The 21,642-nt window shown below is 67.0% G+C and carries 21 protein-coding genes; 6 read left to right on the forward strand and 15 right to left on the reverse strand.

Features of this window, described 5'->3' with window-relative positions; genetic code table 11:
* Positions 1 to 53 precede the first annotated feature (53 nt).
* The 3 genes from D5S18_RS01425 to D5S18_RS01435 form a co-directional block, all read right to left on the reverse strand.
* Positions 54 to 1,223 carry a ferredoxin reductase gene (locus tag D5S18_RS01425; protein WP_120037101.1) on the reverse strand — a complete coding sequence of 390 codons (1,170 nt, stop codon included), beginning with the start codon at positions 1,221 to 1,223 and terminating at the stop codon, positions 54 to 56.
* Between the two features lie 109 nt (positions 1,224 to 1,332).
* Positions 1,333 to 1,848, reverse strand: coding sequence for a DUF6912 family protein (locus D5S18_RS01430; RefSeq protein ID WP_120037350.1), 516 nt, complete (start codon positions 1,846 to 1,848; stop codon positions 1,333 to 1,335).
* Positions 1,849 to 1,858: 10 nt separating this feature from the next.
* Positions 1,859 to 3,250 (reverse strand): WS/DGAT/MGAT family O-acyltransferase, encoded by a 1,392-nt coding sequence (locus D5S18_RS01435; RefSeq protein WP_120037347.1) that lies wholly within the window; start codon positions 3,248 to 3,250, stop codon positions 1,859 to 1,861.
* Positions 3,251 to 3,517: 267 nt separating this feature from the next.
* On the opposite strand from D5S18_RS01435, the gene secA reads away from it, so the two are divergent.
* The 6 genes from secA (at position 3,518) to D5S18_RS01465 (ending at position 8,901) form a co-directional block, all read left to right on the forward strand.
* A complete protein-coding gene (secA, locus tag D5S18_RS01440) occupies positions 3,518 to 6,340 on the forward strand; it encodes a preprotein translocase subunit SecA (protein ID WP_120037103.1) in 2,823 nt (940 codons plus the stop codon).
* Positions 6,341 to 6,435: 95 nt separating this feature from the next.
* Positions 6,436 to 6,714: a type II toxin-antitoxin system Phd/YefM family antitoxin gene (locus D5S18_RS01445; protein WP_147403809.1), complete on the forward strand. Its 279-nt coding sequence runs from the start codon at positions 6,436 to 6,438 to the stop codon at positions 6,712 to 6,714.
* Entirely contained in the window at positions 6,711 to 6,983 is a 273-nt protein-coding gene (locus tag D5S18_RS01450) for a type II toxin-antitoxin system RelE family toxin (protein ID WP_120037107.1), read from the forward strand. Before D5S18_RS01445 ends, D5S18_RS01450 begins: the two co-directional genes overlap by 4 nt.
* A 202-nt stretch (positions 6,984 to 7,185) precedes the next feature.
* Positions 7,186 to 7,872 carry a helix-turn-helix domain-containing protein gene (locus D5S18_RS01455; protein ID WP_120037109.1) on the forward strand — a complete coding sequence of 229 codons (687 nt, stop codon included), beginning with the start codon at positions 7,186 to 7,188 and terminating at the stop codon, positions 7,870 to 7,872.
* A 52-nt stretch (positions 7,873 to 7,924) separates the two neighbouring features.
* On the forward strand, positions 7,925 to 8,341 hold the full coding sequence (locus D5S18_RS01460; RefSeq protein WP_120037111.1) for a hypothetical protein: 417 nt from the start codon (positions 7,925 to 7,927) through the stop codon (positions 8,339 to 8,341).
* A gap of 35 nt (positions 8,342 to 8,376) precedes the next feature.
* Entirely contained in the window at positions 8,377 to 8,901 is a 525-nt protein-coding gene (locus D5S18_RS01465; RefSeq protein ID WP_120037113.1) for a hypothetical protein, read from the forward strand.
* 20 nt (positions 8,902 to 8,921) lie between these two features.
* Here D5S18_RS01465 and hpf read toward each other — a convergent pair whose 3' ends face one another.
* The 12 genes from hpf to D5S18_RS01525 form a co-directional block, all read right to left on the reverse strand.
* Entirely contained in the window at positions 8,922 to 9,575 is a 654-nt protein-coding gene (gene hpf, locus D5S18_RS01470; protein ID WP_120037351.1) for a ribosome hibernation-promoting factor, HPF/YfiA family, read from the reverse strand.
* Between the two features lie 249 nt (positions 9,576 to 9,824).
* Entirely contained in the window at positions 9,825 to 10,469 is a 645-nt protein-coding gene (locus D5S18_RS01475) for a ComF family protein (protein ID WP_120037115.1), read from the reverse strand.
* A gap of 203 nt (positions 10,470 to 10,672) precedes the next feature.
* The gene (gene lpqB, locus D5S18_RS01480) at positions 10,673 to 12,481 is read right to left on the reverse strand and encodes an MtrAB system accessory lipoprotein LpqB (protein WP_120037117.1); all 1,809 of its coding nucleotides are present in this window, start codon (positions 12,479 to 12,481) and stop codon (positions 10,673 to 10,675) included.
* A complete protein-coding gene (mtrB, locus tag D5S18_RS01485) occupies positions 12,478 to 14,553 on the reverse strand; it encodes an MtrAB system histidine kinase MtrB (RefSeq protein WP_439651065.1) in 2,076 nt (691 codons plus the stop codon). Before mtrB ends, lpqB begins: the two co-directional genes overlap by 4 nt.
* 100 nt (positions 14,554 to 14,653) lie before the next feature.
* Complete coding sequence (gene mtrA / locus D5S18_RS01490; protein ID WP_062984230.1) at positions 14,654 to 15,331, reverse strand: MtrAB system response regulator MtrA; 678 nt, start codon at positions 15,329 to 15,331, stop codon at positions 14,654 to 14,656.
* A 78-nt stretch (positions 15,332 to 15,409) separates the two neighbouring features.
* Positions 15,410 to 16,057: a dTMP kinase gene (locus D5S18_RS01495; RefSeq protein WP_120037353.1), complete on the reverse strand. Its 648-nt coding sequence runs from the start codon at positions 16,055 to 16,057 to the stop codon at positions 15,410 to 15,412.
* A gap of 104 nt (positions 16,058 to 16,161) precedes the next feature.
* Positions 16,162 to 17,640 carry an adenosylhomocysteinase gene (gene ahcY, locus D5S18_RS01500; protein ID WP_120037119.1) on the reverse strand — a complete coding sequence of 493 codons (1,479 nt, stop codon included), beginning with the start codon at positions 17,638 to 17,640 and terminating at the stop codon, positions 16,162 to 16,164.
* A gap of 102 nt (positions 17,641 to 17,742) precedes the next feature.
* Positions 17,743 to 18,852, reverse strand: coding sequence for an alkane 1-monooxygenase (locus tag D5S18_RS01505; protein WP_239003474.1), 1,110 nt, complete (start codon positions 18,850 to 18,852; stop codon positions 17,743 to 17,745).
* A gap of 272 nt (positions 18,853 to 19,124) precedes the next feature.
* Positions 19,125 to 19,748 carry a TetR/AcrR family transcriptional regulator gene (locus D5S18_RS01510; RefSeq protein WP_120037121.1) on the reverse strand — a complete coding sequence of 208 codons (624 nt, stop codon included), beginning with the start codon at positions 19,746 to 19,748 and terminating at the stop codon, positions 19,125 to 19,127.
* Positions 19,749 to 19,814: 66 nt separating this feature from the next.
* On the reverse strand, positions 19,815 to 19,997 hold the full coding sequence (locus D5S18_RS01515) for a rubredoxin (RefSeq protein WP_120037123.1): 183 nt from the start codon (positions 19,995 to 19,997) through the stop codon (positions 19,815 to 19,817).
* Positions 19,994 to 20,167: a rubredoxin gene (locus D5S18_RS01520; protein WP_120037125.1), complete on the reverse strand. Its 174-nt coding sequence runs from the start codon at positions 20,165 to 20,167 to the stop codon at positions 19,994 to 19,996. The genes D5S18_RS01515 and D5S18_RS01520 overlap by 4 nt, the downstream gene beginning before the upstream one ends.
* A gap of 148 nt (positions 20,168 to 20,315) precedes the next feature.
* Complete coding sequence (locus D5S18_RS01525; RefSeq protein WP_239003460.1) at positions 20,316 to 21,548, reverse strand: alkane 1-monooxygenase; 1,233 nt, start codon at positions 21,546 to 21,548, stop codon at positions 20,316 to 20,318.
* Between the last annotated feature and the right edge of the window lie 94 nt (positions 21,549 to 21,642).

Below are 21,642 nucleotides of genomic sequence, written 5' to 3' on the forward strand. Positions count from 1 at the left end.
GAGGGTACCCGTCGATCCGGCCGTCCGGTTCGGCGTCGATTCGGCGTCTCGACTCAGACGTCGAGCGTGCAGTCGCCCGCGGCGGCGGAGATGCAGGTCTGCACCTTGTCGCCCTCGCGGCGCTCCTCCCCATTGCGCAGATCCGTGGCGTATCCCGAACTCAGTGTGACGACACAGGTTTGACAGATCCCCATCCGGCAGCCGAACGGCATCCGAACCCCCGCCGACTCCCCCGCCTCCAGCAGGCTCGTCGCCCCGTCGACCATCGCGGTGCGCTCGGATTTGGCGAAGCTCACCGTGCCGCCCGCGCCCACCGCCGACCGCTCGATCTCGAATCGCTCCACATGCAGCCGATCCGCGACACCGGCCGCGCGCCAGTGCTGCTCGATATCGTCGAGCATGGCGGCCGGACCGCAGGCCCAGGTCTGGCGCTCACGCCAGTCGGCGGCCACCTCATCCAACGCGGCCAGCGGGAATTTGCCCGATTCGCCGGTCAGGTGCCGATGCACCGCGAAGTTCGGATACCGCTCGTGCATGGCGCTCAACTCCGCGCCGAACATGACATCGGCCTCGGTGCGCGCCGAATGGATATGCCGCACATCCGTCATCACCTCGCGGCGGGCCATGGATCGCAGCATCGACATGACCGGGGTGATGCCACTGCCCGCCGTCAGGAACAGCACTCGCTCCGGCGGCGGATACGGCAGCACGAACCCGCCCTGCGGCGCGGCCAGCCGCACGATCGTGCCCACCGGAACCCCGCTGACCAGATGGCTGGACAGGAAACCCTCCGGCATCGCCTTCACCGCGATGGAGATCAGGCGCTTGCTGTGGCTCTTCCCGCCCGGCTTGGACTCCTGCCAATTCGGGGGGCAGGTCAGCGAATACGAACGCCAATGCCAGCGCCCGTCGACCAGGATGCCGATACCGATGTACTGGCCCGGCTCGAACTTGAAATCGAAACCCCAACCCGGCCGGATCACCAGCGTCGCCGAATCGACCGTCTCCGCGCGCACCTGCACGATCCGACCGCGCAACTCCCGCGCCGACCACAGCGGATTGGCCAGATGCAGATAGTCGTCGGGCAGCAGCGGCGTCGTGACCCGCGCCACCGCGCCGCGCAGCACATTCAGCCTGCCACCCCGTTCGGCCACCTCCGCCGCGGGCGCTTCCAGCCACTGCCGCACACCCCGCACCGACCTTGCCACGCGTTTCGAACTCATCGCCGCCGTTCGTCTCCCTCGTACCGAAACCACCCGTTCGCCCTCAGGTTACGGCATCGTAGGTTCGGATGGCGGCCCCACGTTGCCGCCCTGCTCAGAGCTCGCACGGCTACAGCAGATCCAACAGGAACGGCAGTTCCTGCGCCGCGTACCAGGCCAGTTGATGATCCTCGGCGTCGCCGAGCACGAACTCCGCGTCCGCGTCACCCAAATCGGCGGCATCGACGACATCGACCGCCTTGGCCACCGCGGGCTCGGCCTCGGCCAGATCCACATGCACCGAGGCGATCTTCGAATAGGAGATCGGGCCGGAAAGGCGCACCACCGCGTCATCCAGATCCGGACGCAACGCGACCCCGACGACATCGGCCGCGACCACCGCGCGCCGATACACCGGACTCGGATCGTCGGGTTTGGCGTCCTCACGCTCGGCCACCAGCAACCGCAGCGCCGCCCGCGCCGCCTCCCCCATCGCGACCTCGGCCAACTCCTCGTCATCACCCGAGGCGTACGCCTCGCGCAGCGCCGGGGTCACCGCGAAAGCGGTGCCGCCGACCGCGCGCAATTCCCGGTCGGCCACCAGTTCACGCAGCATCGGCACGGTGGCGGGCACATAGACCCGCATCGCGCGCTGATCAGAGACAGGCACCGAGCATCTCCTCCATCGATTCGTGCACCGACGCGGCGAGCACGCCGATATCGGCCATCGCATCGCGGTCGGCGTTGAGCCCGTAGCAGACCCGCCCGTCATAGGACGTGATCCCGATACTCGACGCCTGATTGCGCAGCAGCGGCGACACCGGATACATCTCCAGCATCCGCGCGCCGCCGATATACATCGGCGTCTGCGGACCCGGCGCATTGGTGATCACCAGATTGAACGTGTGTTCTGCGAACGTACTCGCCGCGCGCACACTCATCGCGTGCAGGCTGGCGGGCGCGAACCCGGCCATCCGCACCAGCGTGCGGGCGCGCACCCCGCGCCGCCGCCGACCGCTCGCCTCGGTGGCATGCGCGATATGCGACAGCCGCATCACCGGATTCGGTTCGCCCACCGGCAGATCCAGCAGTACCGAGGACACCTCGCGCTCGGGCCGCAACTGCGTCGCGCCGGGACGATCCACGTACACCGACATCGGCACCACCGCGCGCAGCGTGCTGCATTCGGTCAACGCCTCGCCGCGCGAGAGCAGCCAGTTGCGCAGCGCACCCGTCACCACGGCCAGGATGGCGTCATTGGTGGTGCAGTCGAAGCGGCGGCGGATCCTGCGGTAGTCGTCCAGGTCGGTGCGCACCACCGCGAAGCGGCGATGCCGCGAGGTCCGCACCTTCAGCGGACTCTCGGGCGCGCCGCGCACCGCGGACAGCGCCGAACCCACCGCCTTGCCCGTCACGCCGATCGCGTCGGAACCTCTGGCGCGCACCAGATCCAGCGCCTCGCGCGGCCGAGCCGCCAACTTGGCCAGCGCGCCGACCAGTAGTTCGGTCTCACTGGGTTCGCGCGGGGCCAGCCAGGCGTCATCGGCCAGGCCGCGCGGCGACGGGCCGGAGTCGAGGATCACGTGACCGATCTCCAGCGCCTCCTCCCCGTCGACCAGCGCCGAATGCGATTTCGTGAATATCGCCACCCGCCCGTCGGACAGTCCCTCGATCAGGTACATCTCCCACAGCGGCCGCGTCACATCCAAGGGTCGCGACGCGAGCCGGGCCACCAGATCGTGCAACTGCTCGTCGGTGCCGGGAGCCGGCAGCGCCGCGCGCCGAATGTGGTACGTCACATCGAAGGCGCTGTCCTCCACCCACACCGGACGGCCCAGCGCGAACGGGATCTCGCGCACCTTGCGCCGATAGCGCGGCACCAGCGCGAGTCGACGCCCCACCAGATCCACCAGCCGGTCGTAGTCGGGCGGGGACGCACCCTCGATATCCCCGCTGCCGACAATGGCCAGCGAGCCGATATGGATCGGATTGCTACTGGACTCGAGTCGGTAGAACGCCGCGTCCTGCGGCGTCAATCTGGTGATCACGCTCCCCGCCGCTCCTTCCGCCGCGCAGTCGTCGTGCTGCGAATTCGATTCGACCACACCGGCATCGACGGTACCCAGTCGGCGAGCCGCGCGGCTCGCCTCCCAGAACACGACGCGCCGGGTACGGTGGGGTCAGGCGGGGCATCCAGGCGGGCACGGGGGTGAGGCGGCGCATCGTCGCTCTTCGACGCTTACCATGGGTGCCGCATTAGCATGAATGCGCCCGCGCGCCGTTCATACCCACCGACCAGAGGACTGACGAGACCCGTGCCTGCGCTGACACTGACGAGGTTGCTACGGATTGGTGAGGGTCGCATCGTCAAGCGGCTCGCGCATCTCGCCGACGAGGTCATCGCCATCGGTCCCGAATACGAGGAGCTCACCGACGCGCAACTGCGCGAGAAGACCCAAGAGTTCCGCGAACGCCACGCCGAGGGCGAATCCCTGGACGACCTGCTGCTCGAGGCGTTCGCTGTGGCGCGCGAGGCGTCCTGGCGCGTGCTGAACCAGAAGCACTACCGGGTGCAGATCATGGGCGGCGCGGCCCTGCATCTCGGCAATATCTCCGAGATGAAAACCGGCGAGGGCAAAACGCTCACCTGTGTGCTGCCCGCCTACCTCAATGCCATCAGTGGCAAGGGCGTGCATGTCGTCACCGTCAACGACTACCTCGCCAAGCGCGACGCCGAGTGGATGGGCCGCGTGCACCGCTTCCTCGGTATGAGCGTCGGGGTGATCCTCTCGGGCATGACCCCCGCCGAGCGGCGCGAGTCCTACGCCTCCGACATCACCTACGGCACCAACAACGAATTCGGCTTCGACTACCTGCGCGACAACATGACCCACTCCCTGGACGATCTGGTCCAGCGCGGGCACAATTTCGCCGTGGTCGACGAGGTCGACTCGATCCTGATCGACGAGGCCCGCACCCCGCTGATCATCTCCGGCCCCGCCGACGCCTCCTCCAAGTGGTACGCCGAATTCGCGCGCATCGCGCCGCTGCTGAAGAAGGACCTGCACTACGAGGTCGACATCAAGAAGCGCACCATCGGGGTGCACGAGGCGGGCGTGGAATTCGTCGAGGATCAACTCGGCATCGACAACCTCTACGAGGCCGCCAACTCGCCGCTGGTCAGCTACCTGAACAATGCCGTCAAGGCCAAGGAGCTCTACGCCCGCGACAAGGACTACATCGTCCGCGACGGCGAGGTCATCATCGTCGACGAGTTCACCGGACGCATCCTGGTCGGCCGCCGCTACAACGAGGGTATGCACCAGGCGATCGAGGCCAAGGAGAAGGTCGAGATCCAGCCGGAGAATCAGACCCTGGCCACCATCACGCTGCAGAACTACTTCCGCCTCTACGACAAGCTGTCCGGGATGACCGGCACCGCCGAGACCGAGGCCGCCGAACTGCACCAGATCTACGCGCTCGGCGTGGTGCCGATCCCCACCAACAAGCCGATGGTCCGCCAGGACCAGTCGGACCTGATCTACAAGACCGAAGAGGCCAAGTTCTCCGCCGTCGTCGACGATGTCACCGAGCGGCACGAGAAGGGTCAGCCGGTGCTGATCGGCACCACCAGCGTGGAGCGCTCGGAGTATCTGTCCAAGCAGTTCACCAAGCGCGGTATCCCGCACAACGTGCTCAACGCCAAATTCCACGAGCAGGAGGCGGAGATCATCGCCGAGGCCGGGCGGCCCGGCGCGGTCACCGTCGCCACCAATATGGCCGGGCGCGGCACCGATATCGTGCTCGGCGGCAACCCGGACATCATCGCCGACATCCTGCTGCGCAAGCAGGGCCTGGACCCGGTGTTCACCCCCGAGGACTACCAGGGCGCCTGGTTGCCCACCCTCGAGCAGGTCAAGGCGCAGACCGAGGCGGATGCCGACGCGGTGCGCGACGCGGGCGGACTCTACGTGCTCGGCACCGAGCGCCACGAGTCGCGACGCATCGACAACCAGTTGCGCGGCCGCTCCGGACGCCAGGGCGACCCTGGCGAATCCCGCTTCTACCTGTCGCTGGGTGACGAGTTGATGCGCCGCTTCAACGGCGCGGCGCTCGAGGCCATCATGACCAGGCTGAATCTGCCCGATGACGTGCCGATCGAGGCCAAGATGGTGTCCAAGGCGATCAAGAGCGCCCAGACCCAGGTCGAGCAGCAGAACTTCGAGATCCGCAAGAACGTCCTCAAGTACGACGAGGTGATGAATCAGCAGCGCACCGTCATCTACGGCGAGCGCAATCGGATTCTGCGCGGCGAGGATATGGAGGGCCAGGTCCAGGAGATGATCACCGATGTGATCACCGCCTACGTCGATGGCGCGACCGGCGAGGGTTACGTCGAGGACTGGGATCTGGACAAGCTCTGGACCGCGTTGAAGACGCTGTACCCGGTGCAGGTCGACTATCACAACCTGGTCGGCGACGAGGGCGCCAACGACCTGACGCGCGAGGAGCTGACCGAGGCGCTGCTCGATGATTCGCACGACGCCTACGAGCAGCGCGAGCAGAATATCGACGGTATGGCGGGCGAGGGTTCGATGCGCACGCTGGAACGCCAGGTGCTGCTGTCGGTGCTGGATCGCAAGTGGCGCGAACATCTCTACGAGATGGACTACCTCAAGGAGGGTATCGGCCTGCGCGCGATGGCCCAGCGCGATCCGCTGGTCGAGTATCAGCGCGAGGGTTTCGATATGTTCGCCGCGATGCTCGAGGGGTTGAAAGAGGAGTCGGTCGGCTTCCTGTTCAACCTTCAGGTCGAGGTGCAGCAGCCCCAGCCCGAGGGTGTCGCGATCGATCCCGGCCTGCGCTCCCCCGTCGGCGCCATGCCGAGCCGCCCGGCGCTCCCCACCGACGCCATCCCCAACGGCAGCGCGGCCCCCGCCGCGCTGCGCGCCAGGGGTATCGACGAGACGGACCCGCACGGCCTGCGCTACTCCGGCCCCGACGAGGGCGGCCACGCCGCCGTCCACGATGACGCCGACGAATACGGCGACGGCACCACCCGCCGCGAACGCCGCGAGGCCGCCCGAGCCCAAACCCGCACCCCCCGCCAACCCAAAACCCCCCGCCGCCACCGCTGACCTCGAACACCGAAGGCACCCACGGTTTTCCGTGGGTGCCTTCGGCGTTCAATGCCGACATCCCCTGTGTACACATCAGCGTGTACACTTCCTTCATGGACGACACACTCACCATTCGCGAATTCCGCGCGAGCCTAGCCAGGGTCGTCGACGCGGCGGTCGAGGACGGACACGTCACCGTGGTAACCAGGGGCGGTATACCGGTCGGCGCATTCGTACCGACCTACATGCTGGACAAACTCGAGGATTGGGAAGATGAGCAGCTCGGCCGCATCGCGGCGCAGGCCATCGCCGACGACAGGACCGACCCCGGCAAGAGCCTGACCGACATGTACGCCGAGATCCTCCAGGAGCCCACCTCGGGTGCCGCATGAAGTATGCCTTCGAATTTCGCCCTGCCGCCCAACGCAGCCTGCGCGCGATTCCCCAGGCCGATGCGATCGCACTGCTCAATGCCCTGACCTCCCTCGGCAATGACCCGTACGCGCCGAACGCCGCGGTCAAGCCGCTGACCGGCCAATCGGGGCTCTACCGACTGCGCTGCGGCAACTTTCGAGCGGTGTACCGCATCGATGACGGCCGACTGGTGATCCTGGTGATCGATGTGGGCCACCGCCGGGAGATCTACCGCAAACTGGACTGATAGCCCCAAACCGAAGGCACCCACGGTTTTCCGTGGGTGCCTTCGGTGTTTTGCGGGCCGGGCGGCTCAGCGATCCCCTCCTGATCCGTTGAGCCGGGGTGGTTGGGCGCGCTACTCGACAGTAGCAATATTTCTGAGAAGTTCCCAAAAATTTTCTATCAAGTTGTCTGATATGCGCGCATGACAGTAGGATTCGGGCACTATGCAGCGCACTTCCGAGCCGGAGCGGCAGCGGCGTTTCGGACGCATGCTCCGGGAACGACGCGATGAACTCGGGCTCACCCAACTCCAGATCGGCGAACTCGGCGGGCCGTCCGCGCCGACGATTCGCAAGATCGAGGACGGGATCGCCGTCATCAGCGCGGGCACTCTGAACAAACTCGACGCGCCGCTGCGCTGGCGGGCGGGCAGCGCGGCGCGCACCTACGCGGGCGGGGATCCCACACCCGAGGAGCCGGTCGCGCACGAGCGGCCGGGCGAATCGGTGGTCGCCGGACCGGACTCCATCCGCTTCGATATCGCCGACCTGACCGGGCTGCTCGCCGCCTCGGGCAGGCTCAATGATGCGGTGGAACGCGGCGCCACCGCCGAACCCGCCGTGATGTCGGCGATCGCGGAACTCAACCGGGTGGTGTCGCGCCTGTCCGCCCGCTACGCCACCACCATACTGGAACGCAATGGCGGCCCCGGCCGCCCACTGCATCCACTGGTCGAAATGGCCTTCGCCCACCTGCTCGAACGACCCGTCGACACCGAATCCGATGCCGCCACCGAGATCGAGGAACGCCGCTACCGGCGCTGGTTGGCCGGACGCGCCGAGGATGCGGACGCCGCGACCGAGACCCGCTTCCGACTGCGCTGGCAAACGGCCAATGGCGGGCAGCGTTGACACGCGACCGCCGGCCTGCTGTGTTGACAGGCGACCAAGGACAGAGGATCGCATGAGCGAGGCACCGCTGCCGCTGAGCAGCAAGGTCAATCGCCTCTTCGCGGTGCTGCACCCGCGCTCGGCTCCGGAACGCGACAACGCGGCGGTCGCCGAACAGGTCAGTGCCCTATTGGCGCGCACTGGGGCGCCGATATATCTCGAGCGGCTGCGCCGCGGCGAGCGCGACACCGAAACCCATTGGTCCACAGCGGATGTCGAAATCCTCGCGGCCATCGCCACCGCGTTCGGCGTGGCGCCGGACTACCTGAGGACCTCGGGCGCGGCGGCCGCCGCGATCGATCGCGAACTCGAACTGCTCGCCACCATGCGCGATGCGAATATCGCCAGCGTCGCACTGCGCGGGTCGGCCGTCGATCGCGCGGCACTGGCCCGCATCCTCGACGAGGTGATCGATCCGCCCACTGGGTAGCATCGTCTCCCGACGCGGACTAGGGAGATGGGCGCATGGCCGGTATCGAGGAACGCTTCGCCGCCCTCGCGCACACCGTGTCGATTCCGCACCCGTGGCGGCTGAGCGACTATGTCGAGCGGGTCGCCGCCCATCGCGGCAGGCCGATCACCCTGCATCCGGTCGACGCGGGCCTGCTCGCCGGCGACGGCTGCGGCACCGGCAGCGGGTTGTGGATCGCCCGGCGCGACGCCGATCTGATCGTCTACGGCGCGGACACCACCCAGTGGCACGCCGAACACATTGTCGTGCACGAACTGGGGCATATGCTGCTCGGTCACGGCGCGGAGCCGGAACCGTCGGCGCCCGCGGTACCCGAGCAGACCTTGGCCGCGGTCGCCGAACTACTGCCATCGATCTCGCTGGAGTCGATCGCGCAGGTGCTCGGCCGCACCGATTACGGCACCGCCCGCGAACGTGACGCGGAGAGTTTCGCGGATCTGGTGATGCTGCGGGCTTTGCGCCCACCGCGGCGAAATTCCTTGTTGCACAAGACCTTTTTCCGCGATGGGCGATCCTAGGAACCTACGGCGGGAACTCGCTACGCGAGCCGGATGAGGCCGTAGTCGAAGGCGTGCCGCCGATAGACAACCGACGGTCGGTCGGTGGCCTGATCGTGGAAGAGGAAGAAATCGTGTCCAACGAGCTCCATCTGGTAGAGGGCGTCGTCGACGGACATCGGACTCGCGGAGTGGATCTTGGTGCGCACGATATGGCCGGGGCCTTCCTGCGCGCCATGCTCGCCGTGCTCGTGGGCGGCGGCGGAATCCGGCCGCTCGAACAGTGCGTCGTCGATCAGTTCCGCGGTGGCCTCGGCGACCGAGACCGGAGTCTTCTCGCCGTAGTGCACCCGCCGCCTATCTTTGGTGCGGCGCAGGCGGCTCTCCAGCTTGGCCGTCACCGACTCCAGGGCGGCGTAGAAGCTGTCGGCGCACGCCTCGGCGCGCACGACCGGCCCCTTACCGCGCGCGGTGATCTCCACACGCTGACATGCCTTGCGCTGGCGGCGATTTCGCTCGTGGAACAGTTCGACGTCGAACAGGAAGATCGACGGATCGAAGCGCTCGAGCCTGGACAATTTCTCCGCGACATAGATTCGGAAATGATCGGGAACCTCGACGTTGCGTCCTTTGACGACGACGTCGGCGCGCGGTGCGCGCATCTGTTCCGCTACGGGTATCTCTGCCGCGTCCATCGGGCTGACATCCAGCACCGAGGTTTCGGCGTCTTTCACTGAAGGTCGTGAAGAAGTCGTCACGCGCGTACCTCCCGAATATGGCCGCACAGACCGATTCGCGTGCGGCGGGGCTTGCCGTGCCGAGAGACGGAATTCGCCCGGCACTCAGAGTCCGGGGCACCACCTCCAAACTTCCCGTTCGGTGTGTGATCGCGACGCTAGTACGCCATCGAGCGGACCGCCAGTGTTCACGGGAATTTCTCGACGTTAGGCTCCGCACACCACCAGCACCGCGCGGGTGCGCAGGCCCACTCGACTCAGCGCGCGCACGGTCTCCGTGGCGGTCGCGCCGGTGGTCAGCACGTCGTCGACCAGCACGACCTCGACATTTTCGGGAATCTGGGCGGAGTTCACAGCGGCGGGGGCGACAATAATTCGCCCGTGTAGGTTGTGATGGCGTTCACGTGTTGTCAACCCCACAGAATCACGCACATACCATCGGGTTCGCGCAAGCGGGACCACCTGGCAATCGTGCAGCCAACCGGTGGCGGCGCGGGCCGCGCGCAGGACCGGATCGCCGCCGCGCCGCCGGGCGGCGGCCCGCCTGCTCGGCGCCGGAACCACCATCAGTGGACGATCTTTCGCGCGCAGCGTGGATAGCGCACGGGCCAGCGCTACGCCCAGCGGTGCGGCCAGATCCCGGCGACCGCGCTCCTTGGCGGCGAGCACCGCGCGCCGGGCCGCGCCGCGATACGGGCCGAGCGCCCAGCACGGGACGCCGGGATCCGAGCGCGGACGCAACCGGATCGGGTCGCGGCTCAGTTCCGCCGCGCAGTCCGTGCACCAGTCGACGCCTGGCGTGTCGCAGCCGCCGCAGGATGCAGGCAGCACCAGGTCCAGAAGCGTTCGCATCCGGCGAGTTTAGGCGTACCTCCGCCTTCGCTCCGGCCATGCGCAAGTCTAAAGACGGCTACGCCGACAGCGTCCATTGGCGTACCCCGCATTCGCCTCCGGCCGTGCGCGGGTCTTCGCCTGCAGCGCCGATCAGGCGCGAGAGAGGCTCAGCGCACAACCGACAGCAACAATCCACAGCGCACCGCCGAAGGCGACAATCCTCAACCGGGCAGCACCGGAATCGCGTTCTCCCCCAACCCCGGTTCCTCACGCCAGTATGGTTCGCCGCCGTCCGGATTGCTGGTCAACTGGAGCACCGCGCGGAAGTCGGCGACGTATTCGCGGTCGGAGGACGCACTGATCGCGCGGACCGGCGCGGTCAGATTGCGCGTGGTCTGCGGCATCGGTTGCGAACCGTCGATGGACACCGTGGACACCGGATCGACATTGCCCTCCCTGGCGATGGCGATGGTGTCCGCCCCGAGCCAGCTCAGCGAGATGGCGCGGGTGCTCAGCGTGATCCCGATGGGCAGCGGGGCGGTCAGCGCGTAGCCGCCGTCGGCGTGCCGCTCGATGACCGCGACGTAGACCTTGCCGTCGGCGATGACCGCCGCGCGCACCCCGGTGCGCGAGACCCGGATCTCGGTGATCGGCAGGCGGGCGCCGGAATTGGCGGCGATCAGCGCCGAGATGTCCACCTCCTGCCTGGAGACGGTGCCGGTGGCGCGGTCGTTGACCACCCGGATGATGTGTTCGCCGTCGATCACCGCCCAGGCGGCGGCGCCATCCGCATTCCAGGACGGCCTGCTGATGGTGGCGCCCTCGGCGACGGGGAAGGCATTGCCGCCGTAGCTGCCGATCATCAGTGTCTGTGCCGGATCGGGTGCGGGCCGCCCGGTGGCGGCGACGGCGGCGACCAGTTGACCGTCGGGTGAGATGGCCGCCGACTGCAGGTTGTTGACCGCGCCGAAGTAGCCGGGGGTGGCGGTGACGCCCGCGCTGTCCACCTGCACCAGGCCGCCGCCGCGCAGGGCGTGCAGACCGACGCGGTTCTGCGCGTAGGCGTTCGGGCTGAACGCCTCCACGTCGGCCACCGACCAGCCGCCGGCGGCGTAGCGGTCGTCGAGGGGTTTGCCCTCGGCCAGTAGCTGGTACGGGCCGAGGATATCCGCGCCGGACAGGGTCAATACCACCTGCGCGGCGAGCAGTTCCCGGTCGCGGGCGGCGAGGGGGGACACGCCGGAGAAGTCGATGTGCACGCCGCCGAGGCCGATGCCGACATCCTCGGGATCGCCATTGGCCTTGGTGATGGGGCCGCGCAGCGCGACCGGCGCGGCGAGTTCATTGCGCAGCACGGGTGCGAGCGCGGGCTGCGGACCCTGGTTCAGCAGGCCGAGCAGCCGCTGGGTGAGTTGCACTTTGGGTGCGGCGATCCAGCGCAGATCGGGGACCAGAGCGGTGCCGGTGGGGTCGATGAAGTAGAGCACGTAGCGGCGGTAGGACTTGCCGAAGGCGATGGAGTCCATGATCACGCCGTCGGGCAGGTCGTCGATGCGCCATTCCCCGTCGACCTTGCTCATCTCGATCTTGTCTTCGCGCGGATCGTTGGGCAGCGCCTTGTACGCGCCGTCGGCGGAGAGTTCGCCGACTTTGCGCGCGCGGATCACATAGGTGGCCTTGTCGCCGGAGCGGGATTCGCGCAGGGTGTCGGGGCGCTCCACGATGACGGTGCCCGCGGTGTCGTCCCAGTGGGTGGCGGCCTGCGGTGTCATGTATTGGCGGGCGGCCAGGTGCCGATTGGCGGGATCGGCGGTGGCTTGCAGGAAGTCGCGCAGCAGCAGATCCGGGTCGCGGCCGGACAGGGGCAGCGGCGGGCCGTCGGAGGTGGGCTGACGGTTGAGGGTGCCCAGCGCCTGCGGGGCGGAGGATTCCGGCAGGCTCGCGCAGCCGCCGAGCAGCAGCAGCGACAACAGCGCCGCGCCGAGCGCGGACGCCCGGCGCGGACCCGCGAGTCGGTGGCGCACGGTCATGACTGTACGTCCCCGCGATCAGCGGATCGGGGCGCACCCGACGGCGGGTGGGCCGTGTCACCGGCGGCGGTATCGCCGCCCGAGTCGGCTCCGCTTGCTGTCGATGAATCCTGTTGCGATTCGGTCGAATTCGACCCCGAAGTCGAATCGTTCGCGGCCCCTGTCGAATTCGGTTTCGGAGCCGAATTCGCTTCACCGCCAATAGAATCGGACCATACGGACGAATCATGGAGTGCCGACGTGGATTCCGCTGCCGCCGACCCCGAGTCCGCATCGGATTCGGTTCGATCCGACCGACCTGCCCCCTGCTTGGATTCGGCTCCCGCCGAATCGGATTCGGTTTCGGTTCGATCGAATTCGGCTCCCGAAGGATCGCCCGGCGTGCCCGCCGGATCCACCAGCACCACCGTGTCGCCGCCGGGCGATTCGGCACCGCCCGCACCGGGTTCGTCCGCCTCGGTCTGCTTGCGCAGCGGCGGTTCCAGCGACAGCGGGCTGGCGCCGAGCTTCTTCCCGCGCACCAGCGGCAGCGTCAGCCGGAAACTCGCGCCGAGACCGACCTCGCCCCACGCCTCGAGCCTGCCCTCGTGCAGATTGGCGTCCTCGACGCTGATGGACAACCCGAGTCCGGTGCCGCCGGAACGCCGCATCCGGGACGGATCCGAACGCCAGAACCGGTTGAAGACCAGCTTCTCCTCCCCCGGTCGCAGTCCGACACCCTGATCGCGCACCACCACCGCGACCGCGTTGGCCTCGATATCCCCGCGCATCCGGATGAGGACGGGTTTGCCCTCGCTGTGGTCGATGGCATTGGCGAGCAGATTGCGCAGCACCCGTTCGACGCGGCGCGGATCCACCTCGGCGACCAAGGGATCCTCTGGCAGGTCGGCGATCACCTCGACGCCCGCGTCCTTGGCCAGATGCCGCACGGTGGAGATGGCCGCCCGCGCACACATGCGCACATCCAGCGATTCCACCTGCAATTCGGCCACACCCGCGTCGTGGCGGCTGATCTCGAGCAGATCGTTGAGCAGACCCTCGAATCGGTCCAGCTCGTTGACGAGCAGTTCGGCGCTGCGCGCGAGGGCGGGTTCGAGATCGTCGCTGCTGCCGTGGATCAGGTCGGCGGCCATGCGCACCGTGGTGAGCGGGGTCCGCAGTTCGTGGCTGACATCGGAGGTGAAGCGGCGCTGGAGATTTCCGAATTCCTCCAACTGGCTGATCTGTTTGGACAGGCTCTCGGCCATCTCGTTGAACGCCTGCGCCAGCCGCGCCATATCGTCCTCGCCGCGCACCAGCATGCGCTCTTTGAGGCGACCGTCGGCGAAGCGGCCCGCGATGCGGGCGGCCGAGCGGATGGGCAGCACCACCTGTCGGGTGACCAGGGCGGTGATGGCGGCCAGCAGGATCAGCAGGACACCACCGCCGACCAGCATGGTGGAGCGCATGAGCGAGAGGCTGCGCTCCTCATTGGCCAGCGGGAAGATCAGGTAGATCTCCAGGGTCGGGATCTCGGCGCTCGGGCTGCCGATGATCAGCGCCCGCCCGTGGTAGCCGTCCGGGTCCGAGACCGTGGCGAACTGATAGCTGACCTGGTTGCGCTGGACGAACCGGCGCAGCTCGTCGGGCACCTCCTGCACCTGGCCCTTGGAGATCTCCTGCTGCGGATTGCCGCCGACAATACTGAGCGCGGAATCGAAACTGCCTGCCGCGCCGGTGGATTGGCCGGTGCCGCCGCGGTTGGACAGCGCGTTGCGGGCATCGGCGAGCCGGGACTGCTGGGTGCCGATATCGTGCACGCCCGCCAGTTGGCTCTGCACCGTATTGCGGGCGCGATCCATCTCCTCGACCGCGGCGTTGATCTTCGCGTCGAGCAGCCGATCGGTGATCTGGCTGGTGAGCACGACACCGAGAATCGTGATGACGATCAGCGAGAGGGTGACCGTCGAGACGATCACCCTCAGCTGCAACGATCGTCGCCACAGGTGCCCCAGGGCGATACCGACCGCCTGGAACCAGGCCGTGACCGGTGCCAGCGCCCGCTCGGATTTGAGCAGCACCTCACCGGTCACAGCCGCGCCTCAGCGGCGATCGAGCCGCTCGGCGACACAGCGGCGATCGAGCCGCTCGGCGACTCAGCGGCGATGAAGCCGCTCGGCGAAAAGCTGCCGATCACGGGGGTCCGGCCTTGTAACCGACTCCGCGTACGGTCAAGACGATCTCCGGATTCTCGGGATCCTTCTCCACCTTGGCGCGCAGCCGCTGCACGTGCACATTCACCAGGCGGGTATCGGCGGCGTGCCGGTAGCCCCACACCTGCTCGAGCAGCACCTCGCGGGTGAATACCTGACGCGGTTTGCGGGCCAGCGCGACCAGCAGGTCGAACTCCAGCGGGGTGAGCGAGATCTGCGCACCGCCGCGAGTCACCTTGTGCGCGGGCACATCGATGACGATATCGGCGATGGACAGCAGCTCCGCCGGCTCCTCCTCGGTGCGGCGCAGGCGGGCGCGCACCCTGGCGACGAGTTCCTTGGGCTTGAACGGTTTGACGATGTAATCGTCCGCGCCGGATTCGAGTCCGAGCACGACGTCGACGGTATCCGTCTTCGCCGTGAGCATGACGATCGGAACACCGGAATCGGCCCGCAGCACGCGGCATACGTCGATGCCGTTCATGCCGGGCAGCATCAGGTCCAGCAACACCAGATCGGGGCGGATCTCGCGGACCGCCGCCAGTGCCTGCGTGCCGTCGCCGACCACATGCGGGTCGAACCCTTCCCCGCGCAAGACGATCGTCAGCATCTCCGCGAGTGCCATATCGTCGTCGACGACCAGAATCTTCGGCTTCATAAGTACTATGTTGTCATCTCCCAGGCCAGGATCGGGCCGCCACGCCTACACTGGTGCGAACCCGCCGCACATCTAACCCTATCGGGTAATCAATTCCCGCAAACGGTGGGTCAGCGTGGCCGGATCGTCACCGGATCGGAATATCCACCACGGCCCGTACCAGTTTCGTTGAGCCAGCTCACGGTACACCGCCAGGGTGCGCCGCTGCAGACCGCCATCGCGTTCGTAGGCGTCCAATGCGCGCGCCTCGTCGAGTTCGCCGCGCCGCCAGGCCCGTTCGGCCGCCACCTCCGGCGCCACATCCAGCAGCACCTGCAGTGCGGGCACCGGCAGGTCGAACCGATCGAACTCCAAATTCCCCACCCAGCCGACGATTTCGCCGTCGATGGACTGGGCGAGCCGGGCCGCGCTGTAGGCCGCGTTGGAGGCCACGTAGCGATCGAGCAGCACAATATCGTTGTCCGCCAAGAGCTTCGCCAGCTCCGAGGCGCCCTCGGCGCGGTCGAGCGCGAACATCAGCGCCATCGCGTGCACCGAATCCACCAGATCCCCGTGGCCGCCGCGCAGCGCCTCGGCCGCCAGATCCGCGTGCACCGAGCGCCCGTAGCGCGGAAACGCCAAGGTTCCCACGCGAATCCCGTTCGCGCGCAGCTGCGCGGTCACCGCGTCGGTGAGCGTCCGCTTGCCCGCGCCGTCGAGGCCCTCGACCGCTATCAGCACTCCCATGACCAGGCAGAATACCCGCCTCGGTCGCAGCGCGGCCGAGGCGGCGGGAAAAGCGGAGGCCGCCCGCACCTTTCGATGCGGGCGGCCTCCCGGAGATCGGCGACTCAGTAGCGGTAGTGCTCGGGCTTGTAGGGACCTTCGACATCGACGCCGATGTATTCGGCCTGGTCCTTGGTGAGCTTGGTCAGCTCGCCGCCGAGGGCCTCGACGTGGATGCGGGCCACCTTCTCGTCGAGGTACTTGGGCAGGCGGTAGACCTCGTTGTCGTACTCCTGCGGCTTGGTCCACAGCTCGATCTGCGCGATGACCTGGTTGGAGAAGCTGTTGGACATGACGAAGGACGGGTGGCCGGTGGCATTGCCCAGGTTGAGCAGGCGGCCCTCGGACAGCACGATGATCGACCGGCCCGTCTCCGGGAAGGTCCACTGGTCGACCTGCGGCTTGATATTCAAACGCGTCGCGCTGGAGCGCTCGAGCGCCGCCATATCGATCTCGTTGTCGAAGTGGCCGATATTGCCGAGGATGGCCTGGTCCTTCATGGCCTTCATGTGGTCGAGGCCGATGAGGTCCTTGTTGCCGGTGGCGGTGATGACGATATCGGCCGCGCCGATGGCCTTCTCGACGGTGACCACGTCGTAGCCGTCCATCAGCGCCTGCAGCGCGTTGATGGGGTCGATCTCGGTGACCTGCACCCGAGCGCCCTGTCCGGCAAGCGATTCCGCGCAGCCCTTGCCGACATCGCCGTAGCCGCAGATGAGCACCTTCTTGCCGCCGATGAGCACATCGGTGCCGCGGTTGATGCCGTCGATGAGCGAGTGGCGGGTGCCGTACTTGTTGTCGAACTTGGACTTGGTGACCGAGTCGTTGACATTGATGGCCGGGAAGACCAGCTCACCCGCGGCGGCGAACTGGTAGAGCCGCAGCACGCCGGTGGTGGTCTCCTCGGTGACGCCCCGGACCGATTCGGCGATCCGGCCCCACTTGCCCTTGTCGGTCTCGAAGCGCTGACGGAGCAGGTTCAGGAATACCTTGTACTCGGCCGAGTGGTCGTCGTCCTCCGGCGGGACGACACCGGCCTTCTCGAACTGCGCGCCGCGCAGCACCAGCATGGTGGCGTCGCCGCCGTCGTCGAGGATCATATTGGCGGGTTCGCCCGGCCAGGTGAGCATCTGCTCGGCCGCCCACCAGTACTCCTCCAGCGTCTCGCCCTTCCAGGCGAAGACCGAAACGCCGCTGGGCTCATCGACGGTGCCGTGCGGGCCGACGACGACCGCGGCGGCCGCGTGGTCCTGGGTGGAGAAGATATTGCAGGAGGCCCAGCGCACCTGCGCCCCGAGGGCGACCAGGGTCTCGATGAGCACCGCGGTCTGCACCGTCATGTGCAGCGAGCCGGAGATGCGCGCACCCTTCAGCGGCAGCACCTCCGCGTACTCGCGACGCAGCGACATCAGGCCGGGCATCTCGTGCTCGGCCAGGCGAATCTCCTTGCGGCCGAAGTCGGCCAGCGCCAGGTCGGCCACCTTGAAGTCGATGCCGTTGCGGGTGTCTGCGGTGGTGGGCGCGGAAACTGCTGAGGTCGTCATATGCCTCTCCTGGTTTCGTCAGTATCGGAGCAAGGCTAGTCGCCGACCGGCGGCAGCATCGCAGCCGGCACCCCCCGCGGGCGCGGCAGTGACCCGGTGAGTTCAGGCAGTGACCCCGTGCGCCGCGAGGATGCGACGTCGCTTGCGCGGCAGGATATTGGCCATGGTGACATCGCCCGCGTAGTGGGCGAGCACCCGCTGATCCATGACGTACCGCCACAGGGGCGGCACGACCGCGAACACAATCATGCTCGCGTATCCGGCCGGGAGTTGGGGAGCCTGCTGCGAGCTGCGCAGCGTCTGGTAGCGCCTGCCCGGATTGGCGTGATGGTCGCTGTGGCGCTGCAAATGGAACAGGAAGATATTGGTGACCAGTCGATCGCTGTTCCAGCTATCGCGTGGCGAGCAGCGCTCCCAGTTGCCATTGGGCCGCTTGCCGCGCAGCAGCCCGTAGTGCTCGACATAGTTCACCGTCTCCAGCAGCGCGAAGCCGATGACGGCCTGCAGCAGTAGCCAGGGCAGTGCCGCGACTCCGAAGATCGCGACCAATGTCGCGAACAGGACAATGGTCATCGACCAGGCCTGCAAAATGTGATTGTGGATGGTCCACCAGCCGTGCTTCTTGCGGGCCAGCCGCTCGCGCTCGAGGGTGATGGCCGAGCGGAAGCCGCCGATCACGCTGCGCGGCAGGAATTCCCACAGCGATTCGCCGAGCCGGGCGCTGGCCGGATCGTGCGGGGTGGCCACCCGAACGTGGTGGCCGCGATTGTGCTCGACGAAGAAGTGGCCGTAACCCGATTGCGCGAGCGCGATTTTCGCCAACCAGCGCTCCAGATGTTCGACCCGGTGGCCCAATTCGTGCGCGGCGTTGATGCCGATCCCGCTGACGAAGCCGAGGGTGGCGGCCAGGCCGAGTTTGTCCAGGAAGCTCAGCTCGTTACCGGCCCACATGGCGCAGGCGATGATGAGCCCGATCAACTGGACCGGGAGGAACATGTAGGTGCACCACCGGTAGTACCGGTCGTTGGACAGCACCTCGTAGTCCTCGTCCCTGGGGTTGGTGCCGTCCTCGCCGACCACCCAGTCCAGGACCGGGATCACGATGAGCACGATGATCGGTCCGATCCACCAAAACACCGGCGCGCCCGTGTGATACACAAGCTGGGAAGGCAATAACGCCGACGCCGGGGCGATCAGGCCGAGTACCCACAGGTACCGCTTCGGGTCGGGTGACCCCGTCGGTTTGCCAACCGATTGCACTTGTGTCCACCTAAATATGTACCCTAATTCCGTCGAATGACAATACTTCCAGACTGTACGTCTGTTACGACCGGATTGGATTCCCAAATGTGGGGTGACTTACATCCCATCCAGTTGGTTTTTAAGGTCCCTCATATGTAACGTGGATCACCGCATACCCCTCGCAAACGACAAATCGGGCAGGTCGACCCGCACTGCGGAGACCACGGACCCTCTTCGCGAACTCAATCCTCGGATTCGCGCGCCGCGAGAATGGCCTCCACATAGGGGCTCAATAGCAGGCTCAACTCGGAAGGGGCGTCGCGCCCCGCCGAGGGCGGCGTGGGAATGTAGCTCAGGGCGATTCGGGTCAGCGCGTGCGCGATGACATCCGCCTCGGCCGCCGACGCCCCCACCCAGCTGTGCTGAAACGCACTGGACAACCGCTCGGTGGCATGTCCGAGCAGCGGACCCGCGTCCAGGGTGATCAGGCGCAGCAGATCCAATTTGACCTCGCCCGCGACCAGTGATCGCACCAGCGGATCGCCCGCGGCATCGAGGAAGAACCCTTCCAGACCCTCGCGGAACGCGGCCCGCACATCACCGACATTGCCGTTGATCGCGGTCTTGACATGGTCGACCAGATCGTCGGCCAGGCGCAGCGCGTAGGACTGCGCCAACCCGGCGCGGGAACCGAATTCGTTGTACAGGGTCTGCCTGCTCACCCCGGCGCGCGCGGCCACATCGCCGAGGGTGATCTTGGACCAGTCCCGCTCGGTGAGCAGCTCCCGCATCGCGTCGAGAACCGAGGTGCGCAGTAGTTCCCGCGCCGCCTCCTGATACGGAATCCTGGCTCCGTTGCGCGACATAGCTGCGACCCTGGCACGGGGGGCGGACCTAGTCAAAACCGACGCTCCGATGGTCCGCCACCGCGCTCACGAACGCTCGATCTCGACCATGAAGAAATCGGATTTGGCCGCGCCGCAGTCCGGGCAGCTCCAGTCGTCGGGGATATCGTCCCAGCGGGTCCCAGGCGCGATACCGTCCTCGGGCCAGCCCTCGGCCTCGTCGTATTCGAAGCCGCACTGAACGCACTGGTAGATCTTGTACTCGGTCACAGGTTCGCTCCCTCCGGTTCGAAATCGATCTTCTCGCGCACGCCGCAGTCCGGACAGCACCAGTCCTGCGGAAGCACCGACCAGGGAGTGCCGGGCGGAAAGCCCTCGTGCGGCGCGCCTTTCGCCTCGTCGTAGATGAAATCGCAGACGGGGCAACGATACGAACTCACTGGGCACTCCTTAATGGCATGAACGGGGGCGCTCCATGGTCACGCTTCGCTACTGCCTCCGCGCCTGACCCGTTCATGCTGTATTCCATCGGCATGAACGGGGACGCTCCATGGTCACGCTTCGCTACCGCCTCCGCGCCTGACCCGTTCATGCCGCCGCCGCCCCATACCGCGCCACGACCCGATTACGTTTGGCCGGCGCGATATTCGCGCGGGTGATATCGCCCTCGTAGTGGGCCAGCACCCGCTTGTCCATCACCCGTCGCCACAGCGGCGGGAAGTAGGCGAGCAGGATCATGCTGGCGTAGCCCGCAGGCAGATTCGGCGCGCCGTCCCAACTGCGCAGCGTCTGGTAGCGGCGAGTCGGGTAGGCGTGGTGATCGCTGTGCCGCTGCAGGTGGTACAGGAAGATATTGGTGACGATGTGATCGCTGTTCCAGCTGTGTGCGGGCGCGGGGCGCTCATAGCGACCGGAGGCCGTGCGCTGCCGGGACAGCCCGTAGTGCTCCAGATAGTTGACCGACTCCAGCAGGCTGAAGCCGACGACCGCCTGCAACACCAGATACGGCAGCACGCCGATTCCGAAGATCGCGACCAGTGCGGCCCACAGCACCACCGACATCAGCCAGGCGCTGAGCACCTCGTTCTTCATGCTGAACGGCTTCTTGCCCAGCCGCTTGAGCCGGGTCGTCTCCAGCCGCCACGCCGAGCGCAGACTGCCGAGGACGGTGCGCGGCCAGAAGCCCCAGAAGGTCTCGCCCACACGGGAACTGGCGGGATCCTCCGCCGTCGCGACGCGAACGTGGTGACCGCGATTGTGCTCGATGTAGAAGTGTCCGTAGAACGACTGCGCCAGCGCGATTCGCGACAGCCAGCGCTCCAGATCGACCTTCTTGTGGCCCAATTCGTGTGCGGTGTTGATGCCGATGCCGCCGACCATGCCCGCGGTGATGGCCAGACCGATCTTGTCCACGAGGTGCAGTCCACCGTCGGTACCCAACCAGTTCAGGTTGTGCGCCGAGATCAGGTAGCAGGTCATGATCAGCGTCGCGTACTGGAATGGCAGGTAGAGGTAGGTCAGGTAGCGGTAGTACTTGTCGTTCTCCAGGTACTGCATCACCTCGTCGGGCGGGTTTGCCCCGTCGGGTCCGAAGAAGATGTCCGCCAGCGGGATGACGATGTAGATCAGGATCGGTCCGAGCCAGAAGGGGACCTGCGCGAGCCGGTGCCATCCCAGTTCGTTCAGCGCCCAGATCAGCGGTAGCCCGATGGTGAACAGTCCGGTCGGCGCGAACAGGCCCCACAACCAGAGATAGCGCTTGCGATCACGCCAGGCGGGCGGCGCCACCGCAGGCTCGGTGCGCTCGGTATCCGTGGACATCGTCGTCTCCATTCCAGAGGCGCGCTCAATGTGACGCGCGGTACAACTGCCAAAGACGATAGGGACAATGATGTCGTTCGTCTATACAAATCAG

Origin of the sequence: Nocardia panacis (assembly GCF_003598715.1) — a bacterium.
Taxonomy (GTDB): domain Bacteria; phylum Actinomycetota; class Actinomycetes; order Mycobacteriales; family Mycobacteriaceae; genus Nocardia; species Nocardia panacis.

Bases quoted from the DNA above. Each gene is read 5' to 3' on its own strand.
- D5S18_RS01425 (WP_120037101.1), bottom strand. From the start codon at position 1,223: ATGAGTTCGAAACGCGTGGCAAGGTCGGTGCGGGGTGTGCGGCAGTGG.
- D5S18_RS01430 (WP_120037350.1), bottom strand. From the start codon at position 1,848: ATGCGGGTCTATGTGCCCGCCACCGTGCCGATGCTGCGTGAACTGGTG.
- D5S18_RS01445 (WP_147403809.1), top strand. From the start codon at position 6,436: ATGGACGACACACTCACCATTCGCGAATTCCGCGCGAGCCTAGCCAGG.
- D5S18_RS01450 (WP_120037107.1), top strand. From the start codon at position 6,711: ATGAAGTATGCCTTCGAATTTCGCCCTGCCGCCCAACGCAGCCTGCGC.
- D5S18_RS01455 (WP_120037109.1), top strand. From the start codon at position 7,186: ATGCAGCGCACTTCCGAGCCGGAGCGGCAGCGGCGTTTCGGACGCATG.
- D5S18_RS01460 (WP_120037111.1), top strand. From the start codon at position 7,925: ATGAGCGAGGCACCGCTGCCGCTGAGCAGCAAGGTCAATCGCCTCTTC.
- D5S18_RS01465 (WP_120037113.1), top strand. From the start codon at position 8,377: ATGGCCGGTATCGAGGAACGCTTCGCCGCCCTCGCGCACACCGTGTCG.
- hpf (WP_120037351.1), bottom strand. From the start codon at position 9,575: ATGGACGCGGCAGAGATACCCGTAGCGGAACAGATGCGCGCACCGCGC.
- D5S18_RS01475 (WP_120037115.1), bottom strand. From the start codon at position 10,469: ATGCGAACGCTTCTGGACCTGGTGCTGCCTGCATCCTGCGGCGGCTGC.
- lpqB (WP_120037117.1), bottom strand. From the start codon at position 12,481: ATGACCGTGCGCCACCGACTCGCGGGTCCGCGCCGGGCGTCCGCGCTC.
- mtrA (WP_062984230.1), bottom strand. From the start codon at position 15,331: ATGAAGCCGAAGATTCTGGTCGTCGACGACGATATGGCACTCGCGGAG.
- D5S18_RS01495 (WP_120037353.1), bottom strand. From the start codon at position 16,057: ATGGGAGTGCTGATAGCGGTCGAGGGCCTCGACGGCGCGGGCAAGCGG.
- ahcY (WP_120037119.1), bottom strand. From the start codon at position 17,640: ATGACGACCTCAGCAGTTTCCGCGCCCACCACCGCAGACACCCGCAAC.
- D5S18_RS01510 (WP_120037121.1), bottom strand. From the start codon at position 19,748: ATGTCGCGCAACGGAGCCAGGATTCCGTATCAGGAGGCGGCGCGGGAA.
- D5S18_RS01525 (WP_239003460.1), bottom strand. From the start codon at position 21,548: ATGTCCACGGATACCGAGCGCACCGAGCCTGCGGTGGCGCCGCCCGCC.